This is a genomic window from Nonomuraea sp. NPDC050643 (assembly GCF_040654715.1).
Taxonomy (GTDB): domain Bacteria; phylum Actinomycetota; class Actinomycetes; order Streptosporangiales; family Streptosporangiaceae; genus Nonomuraea.
In genome coordinates, this window is sequence record NZ_JBFAIM010000012.1 from 1 (window position 1) to 21,483 (window position 21,483).

At 69.3% G+C, this 21,483-nt stretch carries 25 protein-coding genes and 1 tRNA gene; 10 read left to right on the top strand and 16 right to left on the bottom strand.

The genetic code is table 11. The features are described from left to right. Window positions 1-316: 316 nt before the first annotated feature. Together AB0I15_RS17325 and AB0I15_RS17330 are read right to left on the bottom strand one after the other, a co-directional pair. The gene (locus AB0I15_RS17325) at window positions 317-493 is read right to left on the bottom strand and encodes a hypothetical protein (protein WP_358095794.1); all 177 of its coding nucleotides are present in this window, start codon (window positions 491-493) and stop codon (window positions 317-319) included. A 403-nt stretch (window positions 494-896) separates the two neighbouring features. Beyond that, a complete protein-coding gene (locus tag AB0I15_RS17330) occupies window positions 897-2,126 on the bottom strand; it encodes a helix-turn-helix transcriptional regulator (RefSeq protein WP_358095796.1) in 1,230 nt (409 codons plus the stop codon). A 101-nt stretch (window positions 2,127-2,227) separates the two neighbouring features. On the opposite strand from AB0I15_RS17330, the gene AB0I15_RS17335 reads away from it, so the two are divergent. Further along, a complete protein-coding gene (locus AB0I15_RS17335; protein WP_358095798.1) occupies window positions 2,228-2,479 on the top strand; it encodes a hypothetical protein in 252 nt (83 codons plus the stop codon). 332 nt (window positions 2,480-2,811) lie between these two features. Here the strand turns inward: AB0I15_RS17335 and AB0I15_RS17340 are convergent, their stop codons facing one another. The 4 genes from AB0I15_RS17340 to AB0I15_RS17355 form a co-directional block, all read right to left on the bottom strand. Continuing rightward, entirely contained in the window at window positions 2,812-3,375 is a 564-nt protein-coding gene (locus tag AB0I15_RS17340; RefSeq protein WP_358095800.1) for a GNAT family N-acetyltransferase, read from the bottom strand. After that, entirely contained in the window at window positions 3,368-4,180 is an 813-nt protein-coding gene (locus AB0I15_RS17345) for a GntR family transcriptional regulator (protein ID WP_358095802.1), read from the bottom strand. Before AB0I15_RS17345 ends, AB0I15_RS17340 begins: the two co-directional genes overlap by 8 nt. Before the next feature lie 345 nt (window positions 4,181-4,525). Continuing rightward, window positions 4,526-4,599: transfer RNA gene (locus tag AB0I15_RS17350), tRNA-Pro, on the bottom strand. 67 nt (window positions 4,600-4,666) lie between these two features. After that, window positions 4,667-5,560, bottom strand: a complete 894-nt coding sequence (locus AB0I15_RS17355) for a metallophosphoesterase (protein WP_358095804.1) — start codon at window positions 5,558-5,560, stop codon at window positions 4,667-4,669. 69 nt (window positions 5,561-5,629) lie between these two features. Between AB0I15_RS17355 and AB0I15_RS17360 the strand changes: the two genes are divergently transcribed. Further along, window positions 5,630-6,085 carry a GatB/YqeY domain-containing protein gene (locus AB0I15_RS17360; protein ID WP_358095806.1) on the top strand — a complete coding sequence of 152 codons (456 nt, stop codon included), beginning with the start codon at window positions 5,630-5,632 and terminating at the stop codon, window positions 6,083-6,085. Between the two features lie 207 nt (window positions 6,086-6,292). On the opposite strand, the gene AB0I15_RS17365 is transcribed toward AB0I15_RS17360, so the two are convergent. After that, window positions 6,293-8,572 carry a transglycosylase domain-containing protein gene (locus tag AB0I15_RS17365; protein WP_358095808.1) on the bottom strand — a complete coding sequence of 760 codons (2,280 nt, stop codon included), beginning with the start codon at window positions 8,570-8,572 and terminating at the stop codon, window positions 6,293-6,295. A 242-nt stretch (window positions 8,573-8,814) separates the two neighbouring features. Between AB0I15_RS17365 and AB0I15_RS17370 the strand changes: the two genes are divergently transcribed. Further along, window positions 8,815-9,111: a WhiB family transcriptional regulator gene (locus AB0I15_RS17370; RefSeq protein ID WP_090771382.1), complete on the top strand. Its 297-nt coding sequence runs from the start codon at window positions 8,815-8,817 to the stop codon at window positions 9,109-9,111. Between the two features lie 49 nt (window positions 9,112-9,160). Here the strand turns inward: AB0I15_RS17370 and AB0I15_RS17375 are convergent, their stop codons facing one another. After that, on the bottom strand, window positions 9,161-10,288 hold the full coding sequence (locus AB0I15_RS17375; RefSeq protein WP_358095810.1) for an ArsA family ATPase: 1,128 nt from the start codon (window positions 10,286-10,288) through the stop codon (window positions 9,161-9,163). Next, the gene (locus tag AB0I15_RS17380) at window positions 10,285-11,277 is read right to left on the bottom strand and encodes an ArsA-related P-loop ATPase (protein ID WP_358095812.1); all 993 of its coding nucleotides are present in this window, start codon (window positions 11,275-11,277) and stop codon (window positions 10,285-10,287) included. Before AB0I15_RS17380 ends, AB0I15_RS17375 begins: the two co-directional genes overlap by 4 nt. A 167-nt stretch (window positions 11,278-11,444) precedes the next feature. Between AB0I15_RS17380 and AB0I15_RS17385 the strand changes: the two genes are divergently transcribed. The 4 genes from AB0I15_RS17385 to AB0I15_RS17400 are packed head-to-tail and all read left to right on the top strand — an operon-like array spanning window position 11,445 to window position 13,693. Next, window positions 11,445-11,600, top strand: coding sequence for a DUF4177 domain-containing protein (locus AB0I15_RS17385; RefSeq protein ID WP_148438127.1), 156 nt, complete (start codon window positions 11,445-11,447; stop codon window positions 11,598-11,600). Further along, window positions 11,597-12,055, top strand: coding sequence for a RidA family protein (locus AB0I15_RS17390; protein WP_358095813.1), 459 nt, complete (start codon window positions 11,597-11,599; stop codon window positions 12,053-12,055). Before AB0I15_RS17385 ends, AB0I15_RS17390 begins: the two co-directional genes overlap by 4 nt. Before the next feature lie 55 nt (window positions 12,056-12,110). Next, window positions 12,111-12,905 carry an NUDIX hydrolase gene (locus tag AB0I15_RS17395; protein ID WP_358096424.1) on the top strand — a complete coding sequence of 265 codons (795 nt, stop codon included), beginning with the start codon at window positions 12,111-12,113 and terminating at the stop codon, window positions 12,903-12,905. Further along, on the top strand, window positions 12,902-13,693 hold the full coding sequence (locus AB0I15_RS17400; protein WP_358095815.1) for an MBL fold metallo-hydrolase: 792 nt from the start codon (window positions 12,902-12,904) through the stop codon (window positions 13,691-13,693). Before AB0I15_RS17395 ends, AB0I15_RS17400 begins: the two co-directional genes overlap by 4 nt. Here AB0I15_RS17400 and AB0I15_RS17405 read toward each other — a convergent pair. After that, complete coding sequence (locus AB0I15_RS17405; protein WP_358096427.1) at window positions 13,675-14,310, bottom strand: Crp/Fnr family transcriptional regulator; 636 nt, start codon at window positions 14,308-14,310, stop codon at window positions 13,675-13,677. The two genes, AB0I15_RS17400 and AB0I15_RS17405, sit on opposite strands and share 19 nt — an antisense overlap. 226 nt (window positions 14,311-14,536) lie before the next feature. Next, the gene (locus AB0I15_RS17410; protein ID WP_358095817.1) at window positions 14,537-15,013 is read right to left on the bottom strand and encodes a hypothetical protein; all 477 of its coding nucleotides are present in this window, start codon (window positions 15,011-15,013) and stop codon (window positions 14,537-14,539) included. 104 nt (window positions 15,014-15,117) lie between these two features. On the opposite strand from AB0I15_RS17410, the gene nth reads away from it, so the two are divergent. Together nth and AB0I15_RS17420 are read left to right on the top strand one after the other, a co-directional pair. Continuing rightward, window positions 15,118-15,840, top strand: coding sequence for an endonuclease III (gene nth, locus AB0I15_RS17415; RefSeq protein ID WP_358095819.1), 723 nt, complete (start codon window positions 15,118-15,120; stop codon window positions 15,838-15,840). 40 nt (window positions 15,841-15,880) lie between these two features. Then, window positions 15,881-16,528: a CoA pyrophosphatase gene (locus AB0I15_RS17420; RefSeq protein WP_358095820.1), complete on the top strand. Its 648-nt coding sequence runs from the start codon at window positions 15,881-15,883 to the stop codon at window positions 16,526-16,528. Window positions 16,529-16,541: 13 nt separating this feature from the next. On the opposite strand, the gene AB0I15_RS17425 is transcribed toward AB0I15_RS17420, so the two are convergent. Further along, on the bottom strand, window positions 16,542-17,054 hold the full coding sequence (locus AB0I15_RS17425) for a HEAT repeat domain-containing protein (RefSeq protein WP_358095822.1): 513 nt from the start codon (window positions 17,052-17,054) through the stop codon (window positions 16,542-16,544). Window positions 17,055-17,136: 82 nt separating this feature from the next. Here AB0I15_RS17425 and AB0I15_RS17430 point away from each other — a divergent pair, with 82 nt between their 5' ends. Then, window positions 17,137-18,327 carry a MarP family serine protease gene (locus tag AB0I15_RS17430; RefSeq protein ID WP_358095824.1) on the top strand — a complete coding sequence of 397 codons (1,191 nt, stop codon included), beginning with the start codon at window positions 17,137-17,139 and terminating at the stop codon, window positions 18,325-18,327. A gap of 15 nt (window positions 18,328-18,342) precedes the next feature. On the opposite strand, the gene AB0I15_RS17435 is transcribed toward AB0I15_RS17430, so the two are convergent. From AB0I15_RS17435 to nhaA, 4 genes are read right to left on the bottom strand one after another with little or no spacing between them, the layout of a single operon-like run. Then, window positions 18,343-18,786 carry a DUF309 domain-containing protein gene (locus AB0I15_RS17435; protein ID WP_358095826.1) on the bottom strand — a complete coding sequence of 148 codons (444 nt, stop codon included), beginning with the start codon at window positions 18,784-18,786 and terminating at the stop codon, window positions 18,343-18,345. Beyond that, window positions 18,783-19,703: an alpha/beta hydrolase gene (locus tag AB0I15_RS17440; protein WP_358095828.1), complete on the bottom strand. Its 921-nt coding sequence runs from the start codon at window positions 19,701-19,703 to the stop codon at window positions 18,783-18,785. Before AB0I15_RS17440 ends, AB0I15_RS17435 begins: the two co-directional genes overlap by 4 nt. Then, the gene (locus tag AB0I15_RS17445; protein WP_358095830.1) at window positions 19,693-20,133 is read right to left on the bottom strand and encodes a phage holin family protein; all 441 of its coding nucleotides are present in this window, start codon (window positions 20,131-20,133) and stop codon (window positions 19,693-19,695) included. The genes AB0I15_RS17440 and AB0I15_RS17445 overlap by 11 nt, the downstream gene beginning before the upstream one ends. A gap of 31 nt (window positions 20,134-20,164) precedes the next feature. Beyond that, complete coding sequence (nhaA, locus tag AB0I15_RS17450) at window positions 20,165-21,367, bottom strand: Na+/H+ antiporter NhaA (protein WP_358095832.1); 1,203 nt, start codon at window positions 21,365-21,367, stop codon at window positions 20,165-20,167. Window positions 21,368-21,483: the final 116 nt, after the last annotated feature.

Here is a 21,483-nt window from a genome sequence, read left to right on the forward strand (position 1 = left end):
GGGTACTTCCTGGGGGCTGGCATCGCGTGTGTTTCTCCCTTCCGCCAGCACGATCATGCTGGCTTCAGGGTCTCCAAGAAAGCCGGAGCGGTTCACACGACCTCACAACGCCTACCTTGCATTCGACCTTGGTGGAGCCTCCAGGACGGGCGGAATGATCGTGCTGATAAGGAAGCGACCCAACCGCCAAAGCGAGAGTTGACCGTGCAGCCACGAGTACAGCCAACGAGGCAAACACACGCGGACTCCGGCGAACACTCCCGGAGGCTGTACGTGCAGGCCAGAGGGGTCTTTGAGCTTGTTTGAATCGTCTTCTTTAATCCGCGTCATCGGGTGGCAGCAGGCTGTACGGATGGTTAATGCCTCCGCTTGCGATCATGTCTTGGACAGCGGCGATCGTCGAGGCGAAGCCGGGCTCACGGATGATGATGAGATCCGTGCAGTAGAAGTATCGCCCGTTGAGGGACTCGCTTGTCTCCTGCCAGCGCTCCATGATCCCACTGACGACGCCCAGTGTTATAGAGGTCGCGTACCGACGCTGCCATTTGGCAGCATGATGGTCGCATCGGCTTGATCAGCGGTCTCAGGGGCGTACCCCTCTCAACGAGGGATCACCATCTCGAAATCCGGGTCGCTGACGCGCTAGGACGGCCCGTCGACCTCGATCATGTGGCCCACTCTGTCAGGGCACCCGCAGGGCTGCAACAGCACTGTCAGCGCCCCGTTACGCTCTGAGAAAGCTGTAACACTGACATGCGTCCAGCCGGGTAGCTCTCCGCCGGTCTAACAGATCCGGAACGGCAGGGACATGGTGGTTCTGGGATGTCCCCGGTCGCAGCTGAGATTTCAGCACGTCAAAAGCGGGTGAGGGGCAGGGGGACACCGGGGACGCGTCCTCAGTGTTCCGCAGAAGTTAGTGAGTCTTTGATCGCTTTTGCGCCAGAGGCGCCCGCCTCCGCCAGTTCATGGGCGGCGCGGCGGAGTTCAGTCACGGCGTAGGTGTTGACGGCCACAGCGTCCGGGGCCACGTCCGTGGCGATGGCGGTCGCGGCTTCGGCGTCGCCCTGCAGGATGTGGGCTCGTGCCAGGCAGGCTCCGAACCAGGCACGGTCACGTCGGTAGGACCCGGGCAGGGTCGACAGGCCGCGCTCGATGAAGTCGGCGGCGCGGCGGCCGTCGCCGAGCTCCAGTTCGGCCATGCCGCGTTGCATGAGGAACCAGCCTTCGCCATAGAAATACATCCAGGGCGGTTCCCCCTCTGGGTGCTCGGCCGCGGTGCGGATGAGGTCTTCGGCTTCGGCGAGGCGGGTGCGGGCCTGGTTTGCCTCGCCCAGTTGGGCATGGCCTCGGCCGGCCATCTGGGCGGCCATGCCCTGCACGCCGTGAGTGGTGCGGCCGTCGTGCCAGCGGGAGGCTTCGGCCAGGCGCACGCAGCGGGGTGCGTCGCCGAGGCTCCAGGCTTGGTGGGCGCGCATGTTGAGGGTGGTGGAGGCGAGGCAGGCGTCTCCGGCTTCGAGGGCCCAGGCATGGGAGCGGTCGTACCAAGCCAGGGAGGCGGCAGGCTGACGGGAGTCATGACACATCCACGCGATGAACTGGGCATACTGGGCCAGCACGGCGACGGCCCGGTCGGCGAGCGGGCCTCGGGCGCCTCGGGCGAGATCGGCCACGGTGGACAGTTGGGCGTGGATCAACGGCAGGAGCGGCCGGCTACCGATGGTGTCTTCGACGCGGCGGTGCTCGGCCAGGCAGTGTTCCAGCCATTGCACGGTCGCCACATCGACGCGGGACGGGTGCTCGATGGCGCGGGTGATGCGCTCGTACAGGTCGGTGTCGGGGGCCAGCGCAGGAAGGGCGAGAGTGGGGACCGGCTTGATGACGGTGCCGAACAGCTGGTCTTCCGTCAGGCCGAACGCCTTGCAGTAGAGCGTGGTGTAGAAGACGTCCGGCCGATGCTCTCCGGTCTCGTGCCCCCGGATGCGGCGGATGAGGTTCGGCAGCTCGGTCAGGGGCTTGTCGGAGACCTTGGTCAGCTCGCGGGCCAGGTCGCGCTGGGACCAGCCCTTGGTGTTGCGGGCGGCGAGCAGGCGGGCGGCCCAGACGGGGACCTCTGGAGAGTCGTTCATCCAGTGCACCTCCGGGGACGGGCGGACACGGGGGCGGACATCGGGGGTCGCCTCTCAGTGTCCTCTTCTGACGTGGTACCGCTCATGGCTCTGATGTAGTCGTGCACCTGGACACCGATGGTTTCTACTCGTGGACGGCTTCTGATGACGACGGCCGGGGATCGTGCGGCATCACCGGTGAGCTGGATCAGGCCGCAGCGCTCCTGCGGCGGGCGTTGGAGTCGTTAGCGCCCGGTGCCACGGGCGCGGTCCAGTTCGTGCGCCTCGACCGCTACGCATCGGACCCCTCCTACGTCTACGGCACGACCCTGCTGCGTCTTCGCAGGGAGAAGGCCATCGCCGCTGCCGACTGAGGCCGGCGGATTCGTACGTCAGATCAGCCATCGCGGAGGGCGGCGTTCGCATGCGCCGCCCTCGCTACGTGAACCGAAAGCACGTCGCCATGTACGAGTGGGTGCCGCACGTCCGATCCAGTTCGCGTCCGGTCCGTGTGACGGAGACCTCGTGTTGCGGTGAGTACGAGTGGTGCTGTGAGGCCGGGCAGTTCTTCGTCCTGCGCCACACCGAGGGCATCGGGTACGAGGAGACCGGCCGGGGCCGCCGCACCACTGCTCGCCTCGTCTGGGCCACACTCGTGAGTACCCACAGACACAAGGAACGCGCGTCCTGAGGCCACCCGCCCACGTCACCGCTCCGCCTGAACGCTCGCCGTGACGATGTTCTCGACCCTCGTGGAAACGGCCTGCCGCTGGAAGCAGGCCCCCGAGTCGCGCCCCGGCACCTCCACCGTCCGGACGTGCTCGAACCCCTGCTCCAGGTAGTAGCGCTGCAGCCCGTGATTCGTCTTCCACACGTCCAGCCGGAGCCAGGGGAGCCCTCGCTGGGCGGCCTGGTCCACTGACCAGTTCACGATGTCGGCTCCCAGGCCCTCACCGGCACGGTCGCGGGCCAGGAGGAGCTTGTACAGGTACAGGGCCGGTCCATCGGCTGCTGGATCCCAGAAGTCGAGGTCAGGCCGGGTGTTGAGGGTGACCGTGGCGATGGTCTCGTCGTCGTGCTCGAAGACCCAGGTCTCGCGGTTGGCGATGTTGCGGTGGATCTTCTGTCGGCCGATGTCGTCCCACTTGGCCGTCCACTGCTGGATGCCGCGCTTGTCCAGCCAGCGTTCGGACTCAGCGCGCAGCTCGATGACGCGCTTGGTGTCGCTCTCGACGGCGAGACGGGCTGCCAGGACGGGACGATCAGGCATCGCTGTACCCCACTTGGTAGACGTACTTCGACCCATTCCCCGGCCTGATCTGGTGCAGCACCAGCACCGGCTTCCCTGAGGTGGTCAACGTAGTCCGCACCACTTCGAGCACGGCCATGACGCCGGCCAGTTGCAGGCGGTCTGTCTCCTGGCGAGAGGCGATGCGCGGGGTCAGCGCGTCGATGTGGTTGCGCATCGGGCATCCGAGGTCGGCGAGGACCTGGGCTGTGTTGACGCTGTTCGGCTCCATGATCCCGGTGTCCTTGACGCAGTTGTACGCGTAGTAGGAGTCGGCCAGCGATTCGGGCTCGTTGGCGGGCTGGTCGGGGCCGGGGCCGATGTAGCGGACACGGCTGCGTACGACGACGCGTTCGCTCTCCGGGATGCCCAGCCGCTCCGCGATCGGTGTTCCAGCAACCATGTGGGTACCGGCCAGGATGCTGACGCTGATGGTCTGACGGTGGGAGTAGCCGGCGGATTCGACGTCCGCCGTCCAACCGTCTGTCTCGACGTTCTCCAGGCGCTTCGGGTCCTGCCACTTCGTCATGTGCCACGTCATGCACAGCGACTCGCGGACGTAGAAGCCCTTCTTCGGTACGGCCACGACCAGGCCCTCACCGATCAGCGCCTGGTAGGCGTGCCGCACGCTCAGCGACGACACCTGCTCTTGCTCCATGAGTTCTGACGTGCTGGGAAGCCGGTCCCCCTCGGCGTACTCGCCGCTCAGGATGGCCTGTCGTAGATCGTCGGCGATCCGTGCCGACACGTCCCCGCGCAGCGTGTCGCGCCGCCTCTGGCTGGGCATGTTCGGGCCCCTCTCAGTCTCCTTGTTTAAATAAGTATGCCAGAGTGGTTGACGGGCCTTGTTCGCCTTGTCTAAATAAGACGCACCAGGGCATGATCAGCCCAGCTGACCAGGCCAAACAACGAAGAAGCCGGGATGCGGTCCCTAGTCGCCAAACCAGTCCCGCACCCCGGCGCCCCTTCTAGAGAGGTGTCTTCATCATGACCCACGGGTCCAAGACCATGCAGGTCGTCCCTGACGACCTCACCGAGCCCGTCCAGTGGTTCTGTCTCATGTGCGACACTCAGGAGACAAGAGAGGCCGCTTCCGATCTTCGGAAGCGGCCTTCTACCTGATGCCTCTGGGTCGGGGTGGCGGGATTTGAACCCACGACCTCTTCGTCCCGAACGAAGCGCGCTGCCAAGCTGCGCTACACCCCGGTGCACGCCATCTTCGTGCGCGTGCTTGGAAAAGTCTAGCGGACTTCCAAGGTGCTTGTGACCGCCTTTATCGCCGGGGCACCAGGGTCAGCAGCGTCGCCTCCGGGAAGCAGGCGAAGCGGGCCGGGGCGTAGGGGGAGGTGCCGAGGCCGGCCGAGACGTGCAGCCAGGCGTTGTCGTGGTGGCTCAGGCCCTTGACCCGGGCGCGGTCGATGCCGCAGTTGGTGACCAGGGCGCCGTAGAACGGGATGCAGAGCTGGCCCCCGTGCGTGTGGCCGGCCAGCAGGAGCTGGTAGCCGTCCTCGGCGAAGCGGGTCATGTTGCGGGGCTCCGGGGAGTGCATGACGCCGAGCCGGAGGTCGGCCTCCGCCGGGGCCGGGCCCGCCACCAGGTCGTAGCGGTCGCGGGAGATGTGGGAGTCGTGGATGCCCGCCACCGCCACGTCGAGGTCGCCGACCTTGATGCGGGCCGTGGTGTTGTTCATGTCGAGCCAGCCCTCGGCCGCCATGCCCGCGCCCAGTTCCTCCCACGGCAGCGTGGGGACGTGCTGGCGACGTTCGTTCCTGGACGTGCGCCACAGGTAGCGGGCCGGGTTCTTCGGCTGCGGGGCGTAGAGGTCGTTGGAGCCGTAGACGAACAGGCCGGGGCGGGACAGCAGGGGCTCCAGGGCGTGCAGGAGCGAGGGGACGGCGTCCGGGTGCGCGATCGAGTCGCCGGTGTTGACCACCAGGTCGGGCTTCAGGGCACCCAGGGAGCGGACCCAGTTGATCAGCATCGTCCGGCGCGGCGTCAGGTGCAGATCCGACAGGTGGAGGATCCGGATCGGACGCTGCCCGCGCTCCAGCACGGGGACGTCGAATCGGCGCAGGCGGAACCAGTTCCGCTCCACGACGGAGGCGTAACCCAGCCCGGCCAGGCCGAGACCGAGCAAGGACAAGGGCACTGCGACGGCTTTCCTCACGTATTCATGATGCCCGAGATCCGGCGCGAGGCGACCGGTGTAGTCCGCGCAGACGGCAAGATGGAGCGCATGAGCGCACTGAAGGACAAGCTGAAGGCCGATCTGACGGCCTCGCTGAAGGCCCGGGACGAGCTACGTCTCCGGACGATCCGCATGGCACTGGCGGCGGTGAATGTGGAGGAGGTCGCAGGCAAGCAGGCCAGGGAGCTGAGCGACGACGAGGTGATCAAGGTCCTCACCAAGGAGGCCAAGAAGCGGCGCGAGGCGGCCGAGGCGTTCGGCAACGCGGGCCGGGCCGAGCAGGCCCAGGCGGAGCTGGACGAGCAGGCGGTGCTGGAGGAATACCTGCCGGCGCAGCTCTCCGACGAGGAACTGGCCACGCTGGTCGACGCCGCCATCGCCGAGACCGGCGCCTCGGGGCCGCAGGCCATGGGGCAGGTCATGAAGGTCGTCAACCCGAAGGTCGCCGGGCGGGCGGAGGGCGGCCGGGTCGCCGCCGCCGTACGCGCGAAGCTGGCCGGCTGACAAGCCCGGCCGAACTGAGACAAGCCCCAGAAAGGCCCTCTGGGCGTCTCCAGAGGCTCTCTGAGCCTTTTGCCACTCCCTCCCCACCCTCTGAGGGCCCGAGTGCCCAGAGGGGCCGGTGAAGCGCACGGCCACGGGGCCTCCTCCCGACGAACCGACGGACGGAGGCCCCCGCCGATCTGGCGGCCCGGATCTGGCGGCCCGGATCTAGCGAACCGGAGTGATCGGGCCGATCTCCCCGCCGGCGCCACGGCCGCGCCCGTTGCCGGGACCGTCGCCCTGGCCGCCGTCGAACGGCCCGTCGCCGCGGTCGCGCGGGCCGTCGTCGAAGATGTCGAACGGGTCGTCGTCGCCCCCGGGCCCCTCTTCGCCCTTCTTCTTCTTGGGCGGCTTGGGCGCGCAGTTGTCGGTGCAGCCGCCGAACCGCGAGCGGTCCACCTCGGCGAACGACGTCGGCTCGATCCCCTTCAGCGCGGTGAGCATGGAGTCCTTCCACACCCGCCCGGAGATCGAGGCGCCGTACACGTACGGGTAGTACTGCCCGCCGATGGTCACCCCGATCAGCTTGTGGGCCGAGGTGCCGCGCGGGTCGCCCAGGCTGACGGCCGAGGACAGGTTGGGCGTGTAGCCGGCGAACCAGGCCGACATGTAGTTGTCGGTCGTGCCCGTCTTGCCGGCCGCGTCACGCCCGATGCCGCCGACCTCCTGCATCGTGCCCTTGGTGAACACGCCGGACAGGATGCCGCTGACCGCGTCGGCGACGTCCTCCTCCATCACCTGCGAGCACTTCGGCTTGTACTGCTTGGCCTTGCCGTTCCGGTCCTTGATCTCGGTGATGGCCAGCGGCCTGCAGTATTGCCCGCGGGCGGCGAAGACCGCGTAGGAGCTGGCGATCGTGATCGGGTCGACCTCGTTGACGCCGAGCGTGAACGTCTCGACCTCCGACAGCTTCGCCCCGTCGGCCCGCTTGACCCCGAGCTTCTTGGCCATCTTGACCACGTCGCAGAGCCCGACCTTCTCCTGCAGCTTGATGAAGAACGTGTTCACCGAGCCCCAGGTGCCGCTCTCCAAGGTCTTGAAGCCGCCGCCGCCCTCACTGGAGTTGCGGACGGTGTGCGACGGGTCGCCGACGTTCTGGCCCTTGCAGTTCTTGAACGCGCCGTAGCCCCCGGCCGTGTAGCCCGCGGGCGCGGGGAAGCCGTCGCCGTATTTCAGGCCCTCCTCCAGCGCCGCGGCCAGCGTGTAGACCTTGGCCGTCGAGCCCTGCTGGAACCCGCGACCGCCACCGTGCGCCGCGTCGGCCACGATGTTGTAGCTCATCTCGTTCTTCTTCTTGCTCCTGCCGAACTTCCGCGAGGCGGCCATCGCCTTGATCTCGCCGGTGCCGGGGACGATCATGGCCTGCGAGGCCACGGGCTTGTCCTTGGAGCTGACGTACTTCTTGATCGCCTTGTCGGCGGCCGCCTGCATCTTGGTGTCGAGCGTGGTCTTGATCTTCAGGCCGCCGCGCTGGAGCAGCTTCCTGCGCTCGTCCTGGTTCTTGCCGAAGTCCTCGTTGTTGAGGATCTCGTACTGGACGTAGAGGCAGAAGTACGGATATTTGCTGGCCTCGCAGCCGCCGGGCGCCTTGGTGTCCTTGTAGCCCAGCTTCTTCGCCTTGGCCTCGGCGGCCTCCTGGACCGTGATCTTGCCGATCTCGGCCATCCGGTCGAGCACGAGGTTGCGCCGCTCCAGCAGGCGCGCGCGGGACTCGGGGCCGACGTTGGGGTCGGTCCTGGCCGGGTTCTGGACGGCACCGGCGAGCGTGGCGGCCTCGGAGAGGTTGAGCTCGGAGGCGGGCTTGTTGAAGAAGCGCCTGGAGGCGGCCTGGACGCCGTGGGCGCCGGCGCCGAAGTAGGCGATGTTCAGGTATCTCTCGAGAATCTCGTTCTTGGTGTACTTCTTCTCGATCGCCATGGCGTTGCGCAGCTCGCTCAGCTTCCGCGAGAGGGTGGGCGCGATCGCCGCGGCCTGCTCCTCCGGCGTCTCGGCCTTGTTGACCAGCACCTGCTTGACGTACTGCTGGGTGATCGACGATCCGCCCTGCATCACGCCGCCGCTCGTCACATTCTTGAGGAGCGCTCTGGCCGTTCCTTCCACATCGATCGGCCCGTGCTGATAGAAACGGAAGTCCTCGATCGCGATCAGAGCGGTCTGCATGATCGGGGCCACCTGGTCAAGGCGGACGGACTGCCTGTTCTCGAAGTAGAACATGGCGATCCGCTTGTTGTCGGCGTCATACAGCTCGGTGCGTTCGGGCAGAGGAGGTTCGTCGAGCTCTTCGGGCTTGAGATTGAGCCCCTCGACCGCGCTCCTCGTGGACATCCCCGCCCCGCCGACCGCCGGCAGGGCCACGGCGGCAGCAAGCACCCCGGCCACCGCTCCCGCGATGACGAGCCGCAGGACGTTGAGGATGGGGTTGGAGCGATCTTTGCGCTGCGCTTGCACGCTACCAAGAGTACGTCGAAAGACTGACCTAATCGGTAGCACGACACCATTTCGCCTTGACTGACGGGGGTGACTAGTCATTCCCGGTCAAGACTGCGGCGAGAAATTGGTCCTCTGGGGTCTGTCGGCCCGAACGTCTAGTTGCGTACGTTCTCCCTGCGGCAACTGAATACGGAGGCTCGGCGCCCGCGCCCGTCGGCCCCAAATGACGACTGACCACCTAAGGGGAGTGGGGTCGAACAATGTGGATCACGGATTGGACCTCCCGTGCCGCCTGTAAGGGTGCGGATCCGGATGCCCTGTTCGTGCAGGGCGCCGCGCAGAACAGGGCCAAGCTCATCTGCCGGGGCTGCCCGGTCCGTACTGAGTGCCTCGCCGATGCATTGGACAACCGCATCGAGTTCGGGGTGTGGGGCGGTATGACTGAACGGGAACGGCGTGCGCTGCTTCGACGGCGACCTGACGTGGACTCGTGGCGTGACCTGCTCGAGTCGGCCAAGGAAGAGTACGAACGAACCAACGAGCTGATCGCGGGCTGACCTGAGCCCGGCGACCGCGTACGGCCGGCGCCGCTTGCCGGCCGTACTTTCATGCGCTCGCCAGCAGGTCCCCGATCTGCCGCAGACCCGTCAGATCGTGGACGTCCTCGGACATGGCGCGAACCTGCACCACGGGCACCGTGGGGTGGGCCGAGACGAAATGCTCCTGCTCGCGGCTCTCACGAGCCGCGAGCTGCATTCGACCGGCGTGCAGCCGCAGCACGGCGGTGGTGAGTTCGTGCTCACCCCTCGACTCCAGGTCCTCCGCAGCGGCGGCGCTGCGGGCGGCCGAGAGGGTCGACGCGGGCGAGACGTGCACGCGGTTGACCACCAGGCCGGCCAGCGGCATGCGCTCCTCGGCGAGCCGCTCGACGAAGTAGGACGCCTCGCGCATCGCGTCGCGCTCGGGCGCGGCCACCACGACGAAGGCCGTGCCCGGCGCCTGCAGCAGCTTGTACGTCATCTCGGCCCGCTGCCTGAACCCGCCGAACACGGCGTCGAGCGCGGACACGAACGTCTGCAGGTCCTTGATCACCTGCGCGCCCAGCAGCTTCGTCATGGCCCCGGCCATCAACCCGAACCCGGCGTTGAGCAGCCGGAACGCGCTGCGCCCCCCAGCCTTGGCGGGCGCCGTCAGCAACCGGATGAACCGGCCGTCGAGGAAGCGCCCGAGGCGCTCGGGAGCGTCGAGGAAGTCGAGCGCCGAGCGTGACGGCGGCGTGTCGACGATGATCAGATCCCACTCGTCCGAGCGGCGGAGCTGGCCCAGCTTCTCCATGGCCATGTATTCCTGCGTGCCGGAGAAGCTGGAGGAAAGCGACTGGTAGAAGGGGTTCGACAGGATCTGGCGGGCCCGCTCGGGATCGGCGTGCGCCTCGATGATCTCGTCGAACGTACGCTTCATGTCGAGCATCATGGCGTAGAGCTGGCCGTCGCCCTCGGGCGAGCTGACCAGGCGCGGCGTGTTGTCCAGCTCGGTGAGCCCCATCGACTGGGCCAGGCGGCGCGCCGGGTCGACGGTCAGCACGACCGCGCACCTGCCGCGCTCGGCGGCCCGCAGGCCCAGCGCCGCCGCGGTCGTGGTCTTGCCCACGCCGCCGGCGCCGCAGCAGACGATGATCCTGGTGCCCCGGTCGTCGAGGATGGCGTCGACGTCGAGGACGGCGGGCTTCTTCACGCTGCTCCCTGGTTGCGCATGCTCTCTGCCAGCTCGTAGAGGCCGGCCAGGTCCACGCCGTCGGCCAGCAGCGGCAGCTCGTATCTCGTCAGCCCGGACCCGGTCAGGGACTCGCGCTCGGTGCGTTCCAGCGCCGTGCGGTGGGCGTGCTCGACGACCTCCTGCGCGAGCTCCTCGGCCAGCGCCGTCGCCTGCGCGCCGTCGGCCACCCCCGCCGCCTTGAGCCCCAGCACGAGTTCGGCGGGGTCGAAACGATCCTTGACAGCCGTGTCAAGAACGGCCTGGGGGAGCAGTGATTCGCGCACCATGTTGATGAAAATTCCACCCGGAGGAAGCCCGGCCGAACGCAATTCGGCTACGCCGTCGAGCGTCTCCTGCACCGGCATCTCCTCCAGCAGGGTGACGAAGTGCACCGCCGTCTCCGGGGACTTCACGACGCCGCTGACCAGCTCGGAGTGGTTCTTGATCGGCCCGACCTTGGCCAGGCCCGCCACCTCCTGGGTGACGTTCAGGAAGCGCGTGATGCGGCCCGTGGGCGGCGCGTCGAGGACGACCGCGTCGTAGACCCGGCGGCCGTTCCTGCCGCGCCTGCGTACGGCCTCGGTGGTCTTGCCGGTGACGAGCACGTCGCGAAAGCCCGGGGCCACGGTGGTGGCGAAGTCGACGATGCCCATCTTGGTCAGCGCCCGGCCCGCCCTGCGCATCCCGTAGAACATCTCCATGTATTCGAGCATGGCCTCTTCGGGATCGATGGACAGGGCGTAGACGTCGCCGCCCGACGGCGCCACCGCGATCCTGCGCTCCTCGTAGGGCAGCGGCGGCAGGTCGAAGATCTGCGCGATGCCCTGCCTGCCCTCCACCTCGACCAGCAGCACCTTCCGGCCGCCCGAGGCCAGGGCGAGGGCGAGGGCGGCGGCCACGGTCGTCTTGCCGGTGCCGCCCTTGCCGGTGACGACGTGCAGCCGTACGTCTGCCCAGTCCGAGTCCACGTTTCGAGGCTACCGAACGGTCACTTGCCGTATGCCGAGGACCAGCCTTTGAGATTGCTCACACCTCGGGAGAAATCCGGACGGCGGCCCGCGACCACGGTCCTGACCAGGAGCGGCGGGATGTGGGGCGGGTCCTCGGGCAGGTTTCTTGTGAGACGCTGATCCCCATGAAGAAATGGGAGTACCTCACGGCCCCCGTGCTGATCCACAACACGAAGATGATCCTCGACAACTTCGGCGCCGACGGCTGGGAGCTGGTCCAGATCGTCCAGGGCGCCACGCCCGAGCAGCTCGTCGCCTACTTCAAGCGGGAGAAGCAGTGACGCCCGAGCAGAAGATCGAGGAGCTGGGCTTCACGCTGCCCCAGCCCGTCACGCCGGTGGGGTCCTACGTGCCCGCCGTGCGCACCGGCGACCTGCTCTACACCTCGGGCCAGGTGCCGATGCTGGAGGGCAAGCTGCACCAGACCGGCAAGCTCGGCGTCGACCTGGGCGTCGACGAGGGCAGGGCGCAGGCTCGCATCTGCGTGCTCAACGCGCTGGCGGCGCTGAAGGCCGAGCTGGGCGAGCTGTCCAGGGTGCGGCGGATCGTCAAGGTCGTGGTCTTCGTCGCGAGCGCCCCCGAGTTCACCGAGCAGCCTCAGGTGGCCAACGGCGCCAGCGACCTGCTCGCCGAGGTGTTCGGTGACCAGGGCAGGCACGCCCGCAGCGCCGTGGGCGTCGCCGCGCTGCCGCTGGACGCGCCCGTGGAAGTGGAGCTGATCGCCGAAGTCGGCTGAATGGGGCATATGTCACCATGACCGAGTGATGTTCTAGGGAGGTCATGTGACCGGATTGCCACTTCCAGCCGAGCTCGCCGCGCGGGCGCGGGAGGTCAACGCCGGACTGGTCGAGCCGGTGCCCGCGCGGGACGCCGCCACGGTGGTGCTGCTGCGCCCGGGGCCCGAGGTCTATCTGCTCAGGCGCAAGGCCACGATGGCCTTCGCGGCGGGCGCGTACGTGTTCCCCGGCGGCTCCGTGGACGTGCGCGACACCGATCAGGCCGTCGCCTGGGCCGGGCCGTCGCCGGCGGAGTGGGGCGCGGTGTTCGGCGCGGACGAGGGCCTCGCGCGCGGGCTGGTGTGCGCGGCCGTACGCGAGACGTTCGAGGAGTCCGGGGTGCTCCTGGCCGGGCCGGGGCCCGGCTCCGTGGTGGCCGACACGACGGGCGACGACTGGGAGGCCGACCGGCTGGCGCTGATCGACCGGAGCCTGGCGTTCGCCGACTTCCTCGCCAGGCGCGGCTTGGTGCTGCGGTCCGACCTGCTCAAGCCCTGGGCGCACTGGATCACGCCGGAGATCGAGCTCAGACGGTTCGACACGCGGTTCTTCGCCGCCGTGCTGCCCGAGGGGCAGCGCACCCGCGACGTGGGCGGGGAGGCCGACCAGGTCGTGTGGACGCGGCCGGGCGAGGCCGTGGAGCTGGCGCACAAGGGGGAGATCTTCCTCATGCCGCCGACATACCGTACGTTGAGCGAATTGTCCGAGTGCGGCAGCGTGGCGGACGTCCTGGCGACGCACCGGGAGATCGTCACCATCATGCCCAGAGCCGTGGAGATCGAGGGTGAGATGCGGCTGGTGAACACGTGAGCGGCCTGCACATCCCGATCGGCACGCCGGACGGGTCCCGCACCGACCACGCCGAGAACCTGCTCGCCCCCAACCCGTCCGCCATGACGCTCGACGGCACCAACACGTGGGTGATCGGCGCCGGCGCGGAGGTGGTGGTCGTCGACCCCGGGCCCGAGGACGAGTCGCACCTGCGACGCGTACGCGACCATCTCGGGGAGCGCCGCGTCACCGAGATCCTGCTCACCCACGGCCACTTCGACCACAGCGGCGGCGCGCGGCGCTTCGCCGAGATGGTGAAAGCCCCCGTACGCGCCCTGGATCCCCGCCACAGGCTCGGGGACGAAGGACTGAACGACGGTGACGTGGTGACCGTGGCAGGGCTGGAGATCCACGTGTACGGCACTCCGGGCCATTCGTTCGACTCGCTCTGCTTCTGGCTGCCGCAGGACCGGGCCATGCTGACCGGCGACACGGTGCTCGGCAGGGGCACCACGATCATCGCCCGCGACGGCGGCCTGGCCGACTATCTGCGCAGCCTCGACCGGCTCAGGGCGGCGGCCGAGGGCCTCGGGGCGCGGGCGCTGCTGCCGGGCCACGGCCCCGTGCTGCCCGACCCGATCGGCGCGCTCGACGGCTATATCGCGCACAGGCGCCGCCGGCTCGACCAGATCAGGGCGGCGCGCGAGCAGGGAGCGCGCACGCCGCGCGAGATCGTCAAGGTCGTGTACGCCGACGTCGACCGCTCACTCTGGGCCGCCGCCGAGATGTCGGTGCGCGCCCAGCTCGACTATCTGGACCGGTTGTAGAGCCGGTCCATGTCGAGGATGACCACGGCCTTGGCCTCGATCCGCAGCCAGCCGCGCTGGGCGAAGTCGGCCAGCGCCTTGTTGACCGTCTCCCGTGAGGCGCCGACGAGCTGAGCCAGCTCCTCCTGGGTCAGGTCGTGGTGCACCCGCATGCCGTCGTCGGTCCTGGTGCCGAAGCGCTCGGCCAGGTCGAGCAACTGCTTGGCCACGCGTCCCGGCACGTCGGTGAAGACCAGGTCGGCCAGCACGTCGTTGGTGCGGCGCAGCCGCTGCGCGAGCGCGCGCAACAGGTGGAGCGCCACCTCGGGCCGGCCGGTCAGCCAGGGCCGCAGGTCGTCGTGGCCGAGGCCGGCCAGCCGCACCTCGGTCAGCGCCGTGGCCGTGGCCGTGCGCGGCCGCGGGTCGAACAGCGACAGCTCACCGAACATCTCGCTCGGCCCCAGCACGCTCAGCAGGTTTTCCCGCCCGTCGGGCGAGGTGCGGGAAAGCTTGATCTTGCCTTCGAGCACGACGTAGAGCCGGTCGCCGGTCTCGTTCTCGTGGAAGAGCGTCTGTCCCTTGGACAGCTGGACTTCGGTGATGCTGGTGCGCAGCGCCGCGGCGCTCTCGCGGTCCAGCGCGGCGAACAGGGGGGCCTTGCCCAGCACATCTTCGGTGTTCACTCTGCCTCCTCTGCTGCCATTGTGACGCACCCCACTCCGGGCGGCACACACAGGTTATGGGAAGGCCGGAGTGTTCTGAGCCTGCCCAGATGCGTCGAGTCCCGGGGGAAAGGTACCGGACGGCCTGATTCGTGCCGTGACCGGTCCTCCATCATCGACCACCTGGAGGCTTACGGGAGAATCAGGCGGCCGTGTCGCCGCCGGATCCCCGTGCGCCGGACAGCAGATCGTCCACCGAGGCCACCGCGGAGACCACAGACTGGCCGAGCAGCACCCTGAGCACGTCCGCGGACCTCGGCCGCGCCGTGGCGTCGGGGCGCCGGCACTGCTCCACCGCGATCCGCAGCGCGGGCGGCAGGACGCGGACGTCGCCGCTCACGGACCCGGTCGCCGCGAAGACCACCAGGTCGGCCCAGGCGCGTACGTCCTCCGCCGCGGCCCCGTCATGCCGGATCGCGGAGGTCTGCCAGCCGATGAGCACCTGCCCCCGGGTCCCGAGCGCCACGCTGTCCTGGCTGAGCCGCAGCCCGGAGGTCCCGCGCGCGTGCAGCTTGGCCATCGCCGCCACACAGCTCACCGCCAGCCGGTGCAGCGCCTGGCCGCGCAGCGGCCCTCCCTGCCGGACGAAGTCCGCGAGCCTCGCACCCTGATCGCCCATGGCACTCCCCTTCCACGCGTCAGGTTGTACGCGGGCGAGGCGCTGTTGGGTTCAACCGTTCGGTGTTGGGTTCAACCGTTCTCCGAAGCTTCTACTCTTGCGGCATGGCGACGAACGCGGCGGGGCGCAAGCCGGAGACCCAGCTCGCACTGGTGCGGCGCGCGCGGAAGATGAACCGCATCCTCGCGGAGACCTATCCTGACGCCCATTGCGAGCTCGACTTCACCAACCCGCTCGAGCTGCTGGTCGCGACCATCCTCTCCGCCCAGTGCACCGACAAGCGGGTCAACATGGTGACCCCCACCCTCTTCGCGAAATACCCCACGGTGGAGGACTACGCGGCCGCCGACCGCTCGGAGATGGAAGAGATCATCCGCTCGACCGGCTTCTTCCGCGCCAAGACCAACAGCATCATCGGCATGGCCCAGTCCGTGTGCGAGCGCTACGGCGGCGAGGTGCCGGGCAGGCTGAAAGACCTGGTCACGCTGCCCGGCGTGGGCCGCAAGACGGCCAACGTGGTGCTGGGCAACGCCTTCGGGGTGCCGGGGCTCACCGTCGACACCCACTTCCAGCGGCTCGTACGCCGCTTCGGCTGGACCGAGGAGACCGACCCGGTCAAGATCGAGCACATCGTGGCGGAGCTGCTGCCCAAGCGCGAGTGGACGATCTTCTCGCACCGGGTGATCTGGCACGGCCGCCGCATCTGCCACGCCCGCCGGCCCGCCTGCGGCGTGTGCCCGCTGGCCGCCCTCTGCCCCTCGTACGGCACCGGCCCCACCGGCGCCGCCGAGGCCGCCAAGCTCGTCAGATCAGGCCCTTTCTCCTGACCCGGGGAAGTGATCCGCGCCACGGCGTGTTGGAGGATGCGTGACCCAAGTGCCCGACTGGCTCGAGAGACTGGCGGCGCAAGCGCAGCGCATCCGAGTGCCCCACTACCTCCGGCCACCCGCCGGGCGCGGGCGGGCCGCGGCGGTGCTCATGCTGTTCGGTGAGGGCCCCAACGGCCCCGACGTGCTGCTCATTCAGCGCAGCACGCGCGGGCGCAGGCACGCGGGACAGCCGGCCTTCCCCGGCGGCGGCGTGGACCCCGACGACGGGGGGCCGGTCGAGGCCGCCCTGCGGGAGACCGAGGAGGAGACCGGCGCCGACCCACGCGGGGTGCACGTGCTGTGCACGATGCCGGAGCTCTACCTCAACCACAGCGACAACCGGGTCACGCCCGTGATCGCCTGGTGGCGCGAGCCGTCGGCCGTGCACGCGGCCTCGCCCGACGAGGTCGACTCCGTCGAGCGGGTGCCGATCGCCGAGCTGGTCGATCCGGGCAACCGGGTCACGCTGCGGCATCCCAGGGGTTCGGCGGGGCCGGCGTTCCGGGTGCGCGGGATGCTGGTCTGGGGGTTCACGGCGATGGTGCTGGACACGGTGCTGCGCGTGAGCGGCCTCGAGCAGCCGTGGGACCCCGCGCAGATGGAGGACCTGCCGCCCGAGTCGGTCGACCTCGCCTCGCGCAGCTAGACGGCTTCCACGGTCAGAGGGCGGCCCGGAGCGCGACGCCGAGCGAGGCCCAGCCGGCCACGTCCGGGTCGTCGTCGGTCGCCAGCGTGCGCAGCGTCGCCAGGCCCGCCCGGTCCGGGGGGTCGCCGAGCACGTGCTGCAGCGCGTACGCGGCGCCGTACCTGACCCGGGCGTCGTCGTGGCCGGCCAGGTCGATCACGGACGGCAGCGAACGCGGGTCCGCCAGATGACCGAACGCGATCAGCACCGAATAGAGCACCATGGCGTCGTCCTCGCTGGCCGCCAGGTAGCGCAGCACCGGCAGCGTACGGTCCACGAACGGGCCGAGCATGCCCATGATGTCCACGCCCAGCAATCGCTCCGGGACCGTGTCGGCGGCGCACAGCCGCCGCGCCTCGATGAACGACTCCAGGTCGCCCCGCTGCCGCAGCAAGGAGATCACGTGCCAGCGCAGCGGGCCGTCAGGGTCGGTGTCGCGTAGAGCTGCCTGGATGAGCTCGCTCACTGTTCCCTCGGCCGGCGGCATACCGCTCAAGATAGCCAGGTGGGTGACGCCGTCCTGATCGAAGACGTGCACACTTGACCGTATCGCTGGTTACCTTTGAATCGTGCGCGGTGATCTGCTTGACCTCATCTTGATCGGCCTCGTGATCGCCTTCGGCGTCTCGGGTTACCGGCAGGGCTTCATCATCGGGGCGATGAGCTTCGTGGGGTTCGTGGGCGGTGCCGTGCTGGGGGTCTTCATCGCGCCCCCCATCTCCAAGGCCGTGGTCGACGGCGACACGCCGCAGGCGCTGCTGGCCATCGTGATCGTCTTCCTGTCGGCCACCATCGGCCAGTTCGCGTCCTCGACGCTCGGCGCGGTCGTGCGCAGCCACGTCACCTGGGAGCCCGCCAAGGTGGCCGACGCGATCGGCGGCACGTTCGCCAGCGCGCTGTCGGTGCTGGTCATCGCGTGGCTGATCGGCTCGCTGATCGTGTCCACGGCGTTCACCCCGCTCGTCGACCAGGTCAAGAACTCCGCGCTGCTGACCACCGTCGACGACGCGATCCCGCAGGCCGCCCGCAACTGGCAGCAGCCGTTCAAGAAGTTCATCGACCGCTCGGAGTTCCCGCCCGTCTTCGACGCCATCGGCTCCGGCACGCTCATCGACGTGCCGCCGCCCGACCAGAGCGTGCTGCAGGGCGCCAAGCTGAGCCGGGCGCGCCGGGCCATCGTGAAGGTCCAGGGCAACGCCGAGAGCTGCAACAAGCACATCGAGGGCACCGGCTTCGTCTACGCCCCGGGCCGGATCATGACCAACGCCCACGTGGTCGCCGGCGTCACCCGCGACCTCCAGGTCATCGACTCCACCAACACCCGCCACACCGCCACGGTCGTGCGCTACAACCCGCGGCGCGACATCGCCGTCCTCTACGTGCCCGGCCTCGACCTGCCACAGCTCACCTTCGACGGCGAGGGCGGCAGGGGCGACAACGCGATCGTGGCCGGCTTCCCCAAGGGCAAGGGCTTCACCGCCGAGCCGGCCAGGATCGGCGGCCAGCTCGACGCCGAGGGCCCCGACATCTACCGCGAGAACACGGTCAGGCGGAAGGTCTACGCGATCCGCGGCCAGGTCCTGCCCGGCAACTCCGGCGGGCCCCTGCTCACGGTGGACGGCCGGGTCTACGGTGTGATCTTCGCCGCCGCGATCAACGAGGAGCAGACCGGCTACGTCCTGACGGCCGAGGAGGTCGCCCCCGACGCCTCCGCGGGCCGCAACGACACCACCCCGGCCAGCACCCAGGCGTGCGACTGACCGGGGCCCGCCGGGTCAGCCGGGCAGCTTGTCCAGGATGACGGTGATCGCCTCTTCGGGGTCGCTGTCCTGGGTCAGGCCGGAGGCGGCCTTGCCGACGGGGTCGTAGGCGCCGCCGTACGACTGCGCCTTGGCGGCTCCCCTGCTGAAGAGGGTCACCGCGCCGCGCCCGTTCCCGCGCTGCAGGTGCGTCAGGCCGACGCAGATCTGCGCCAGCCCCTGCCACAGCTCGCGCTCGTCCTCGGGCGCGCATTTCCAGCGGCCCTCGAACACCTCGTGCGCGTTGAACGGAAGGCCCTCGGCGAGGAAGCGGCGGCCGTCGGCCAACGCCTGCTCGGTGGTGGGGGCGTAGTCGTCGGGGACCCTTGGCAGGCCGGTGGCGCCGTAGGGGAGCGGCCTGCCGTACGCGTCGCGCGGTCTGGCCTGGCGCGGCCGGCCCTCGGGGTCGCGATCTCTCATCGGTCGGGCTCCGGATCGTTCAGCCAGCCGAGCAACTCGGTGTCGAACACGTCGGGGATCTCCTCGTGGGGGAAGTGGCCGGCTCCTTCGAACAGCCGCCACCGGTAGGGGGCCGCCACGTAGCGGCTCGAACCTTGAGCCGTGCGGGGCAGGACCCTGGGGTCGAGCGCTCCGTGCAGGTGCAGGGTGGGTGCCTCCACCTCGGTGCGCATGGCTCTGGCGAAGCGGCGGCCGTCGGGTCGGAGCTGGGAACGGCCGAACCAGCGGTGGTATTCCAGCGCGCAGTGCGCCACGGCCGGGATCGTGAACGCCTCCCGGTAGGTCCGCGACTCCTCCTGCGCCGGCCACCCCGGCCGCGACCAGTCGTTGAGCAGCCTGCCGACCAGGGCCGCGTCGTGCCGCCTGAGCCGGCGCTCGGGCAGCAGCGGAAGCTGGAACCCCAGCGCCTGGCCGCTGGCCTTGAGCTGCCCGAGCGGGTCGGTCAGCAGGGCGTTGCGCAGCCGCAGGGGATGCGGGGCCGACACGGCGACCAGGCGGTGCACGGATTTGGGGTCGAGCACGGCCATCGTCCAGGCGAGCAGCCCGCCCCAGTCGTGCCCGACCACGATCGCGCCGGTCTCGCCCAGCGCCCTGATCAGGCCCGTCGCGTCGGCGGCCAGCGTGGGCAGGTCGTAGCCGCGCGGCGGCTTGTCGCTGCCGCCGTAGCCGCGCAGGTCGACCGCCACCGCCCGGTAGCCGGCCGCGGACAGCGACCCGAGCTGGTTGCGCCAGGTCCACCAGAACTGCGGGAACCCGTGCAGCAGCAGGACCAGCGGCCCCTCGCCCGCCTCGACGAGGTGGAACCGGGTGCCGCCCGCGTGCACCGTGCGGTGCGTCCAGGGCCCCTCGATCTGTACGACCGACTCGTCAGGCGCCATCGCGGGTCACCGGCTCGCGATCCCGGTGGAGCGTGGGCAGCGCCGGCTCGTCAGGTGTGGCGATCTCCTTGAGATCCTTGATCGACCTGGCGGTGCGCTTCATCCCGGCCAGGCCCTTGAGCCGGCGGATCCCGATGAACACCAGCAGACCCGCGACCAGCAGGTAGAACACGGTCACGATGAGGAAGGCCAGCCAGTTGGGCAACCACTGCGCCAGGGCGTAGGCGATCGTGAACGAGGCGAGGATCAGGCACAGGTGCGCCATGAAGGCGGCGGCGGCGAACAACCCGCCCGCCATGCCCACCCGCTTGGCGTCGAACCTGAACTCGGCCTTGGCCAGCTCGATCTCCGAGCGGACCAGGGACGAGATGTGACTGCTCGCCTGGGCGACCAGCGAGCCCAGGGATTCTTCCTCGGGAGTCTGCGGCATGAACGTCTCCTATCGAGGCCTGGTGGCCGTGTCAAACATCATCCAGCGCAATGCGACGCTTGCGTACCCGTGCGTGAAGCAGCACCGCCGCCAGGGCCGACGCGACGAGGCTGGCCGCGAGGATCCCGGTGGTGACGGCTTCGGCGCGCTGCCGGTCGTCGCCGTACGCCAGGTCGCCGATCAGCAGTGACACCGTGAACCCGATCCCGGCCAGCAACGACACCGCCGCCATGTCCCGCCAGTGCAGCTCCTCCGACAGTCTCGCCAGGCCGAGCCGTACTGACAGCCAGGCACCACCGAACACGCCGAGGAACTTCCCGAGTACGAGCCCCGCTATCACTCCCAGAACTACCCGATCGGAAAAGATAGCGCCCAGGCTCGGCCCGTCCAGCTTCACCCCCGCCGACAGGAACGCGAACACGGGCACCGCCAGGCCCGCCGAGATCGGCCGGACGTGGTGATCGGCCGCCTCGGCGGGGGAGCGCGTCTCGTCGCCGGTCGTGTGCACCCGGGTCAGCAGGCCGAGCGCCACGCCTGCCACGGTGGCGTGCACGCCGCTGAGCTCGACGGCGTACCAGGCGGCCACGGCGAGCGGCACGAGCAGCCACGGGGTGGTGAGCCTCCCGCGCTGCAGCAGGCCGTAGACACCGATCAGGGCCGCGCCGGCCAGCAGCGCCACGACGTTCAGGTGCTCCGTGTAGAAGGCCGCGATGATCGTGATGGCGCCGAGGTCGTCCACGACCGCGCAGGTCAGCAGGAAGGCGCGCAGGGCCGCGGGCATCGCGCTGGCCGTCACGGCGAGCACCGCCAGCGCGAACGCGATGTCGGTCGCCGTCGGGATCGCCCAGCCGGCGGCGGCGTCGCGCGCTCCCCAGCTCACGGCGAGGTAGACGGCGGCGGGCACCGCCATCCCCGACAGGGAGGCGATGATCGGCAGGGCGGCCTTGCGGAGGTTCGACAGCTCGCCGTGGACGAACTCCTCCTTGACCTCCAGCCCCGCCACGAAGAAGAAGATCGTCAGCAGGCCGTTCTGCGCCCACTTGTACAGCTCGAGGGGGCCGACCATGGTCTCGCGCAGCGCGTCGTAGCCGTCGATGGAGATGTTCGCCCAGGTCAGGGCGGCGAGGGTGGCGACGAGCATGATGATGCCGCCGATGGTCTCGGTACGCAGTGCCTCGGCGAGAGCCCGGGCGTAACGGGTTCCGGCCGGGAAGGGCCACTTCTCGGTGGGCACAGGGCTCCCTTGGTCGACGTGCGTTTCGTTCCGCCGACCAGACTTCCCGGCACACCTGGGGTAAGCGTACCCACCTCAGGGCGCATGTCCGCATTTGTCGAGACATGCGCCCTTTG